Consider the following 1,284-nt stretch of genomic DNA (forward strand, 5'->3'; position numbering starts at 1 on the left):
AGACCCCAATATCAAAAAATTGAAAATAATGAATCCCTTAGAAGTAAAGGGGCCACTCAAGGTGCAGGCACTTTTAGACTATCGTCCAAAAGCTTGTCCTAAATGCGGCGTTTTGAACCAGAAGAGTATTATCAAGTATGGTTGGCGTTGGACCACAGTTAAACTTCCGCAAGCCGTTGAACGAGACGTTAAACTCCACCTTAAGAAACGTAATTTCAAGTGTAAGCAATGTCAGCAATACTTTCTGGCAGAAACATCGTTGGTTCAGCGAAACCACACTATCTCCAACGTCAGCCGGATCTCGTGTTTAGTGAAGCTCAGTGAGACAGTTTCAATGCGTCACATCGCAAACGAGTTAAATATTTCGAGTACGAGCGTCTTGCGTATCATGCGTAGCTATCAACCAGATATTAAGACAGATTACAGTTGGTTACCAGCAGTTATAAATATGGATGAGGTCAAGTCTACCAAAGATGCCAAAGGCGCCATGAGCTTTGTTTTTATGGACGGTATGCGAAACGAATTTATCGATATCCTGGAATCACGAACACTGTATGATCTCGAAAAGTACTTCAATCGGTATACTAAGACTGCTCGAGAAGGTGTGAAAATCATTGTGACAGATATGAATTACACGTATCCACAATTGACAGAAACCGTCTTTCCAAACGCGATTGTGGTAACCGATAGGTTCCACATCGTGAGTTCTATAATGCGTGGCTTCAATCGCGTAAGAGTTCGTATCATGAAGTCCTATGCCAATTCAAATATCAAACATAAGATCTTAAAACGATATTGGAAACTACTCTTAAAACCCAATGAAAAGCTAGACTTCAACAACTATCACAGTTTTACTCATCTCGGAGGAATCAATACTGAGAATAGTACGGTTGATTATATTCTTAGCTTCAATGATGAATTACGCCAAGCGTATGAGCTTTTACAGACCGTTCGGCGAGCCGTTAAGTATCGTCACGCGTCCAAACTATCAACCATTCTAGACAAACAAACTCATTACTCCGAAGAACTTGAGACGCCGTTAAACACGCTGAGAGAACACCAAAAATCTGTATACAATGCGCTGAAATACAATTACTCTAATGGACCAATGGAAGGCATCAACAATAAAATCAAAGTCATCAAGCGAGTCAGCTACGGATTCGGTTGTTTTAGTAGCTTTAGATTAAGGATTCATCTAGTATTCGGAATCAAAAAGGTTGCCTAATCACAATGCGATTAGGCAACCCTATACAGCAGATTACCAACAACAGTTGACAAAGAGCC

1 protein-coding gene is annotated in these 1,284 nt (G+C 40.5%); it reads left to right on the forward strand.

Annotated elements, in window-relative coordinates; genetic code table 11:
• A partial coding sequence (locus HEQ50_RS12560; RefSeq protein ID WP_211089338.1) for an ISL3 family transposase occupies positions 1 to 1,225 on the forward strand: 1,225 nt, incomplete at its 5' end.
• Positions 1,226 to 1,284: the final 59 nt, after the last annotated feature.

It is taken from the genome of Lactobacillus sp. HBUAS51381, from assembly GCF_012641095.1.
Taxonomy (GTDB): Bacteria; Bacillota; Bacilli; order Lactobacillales; family Lactobacillaceae; genus Levilactobacillus.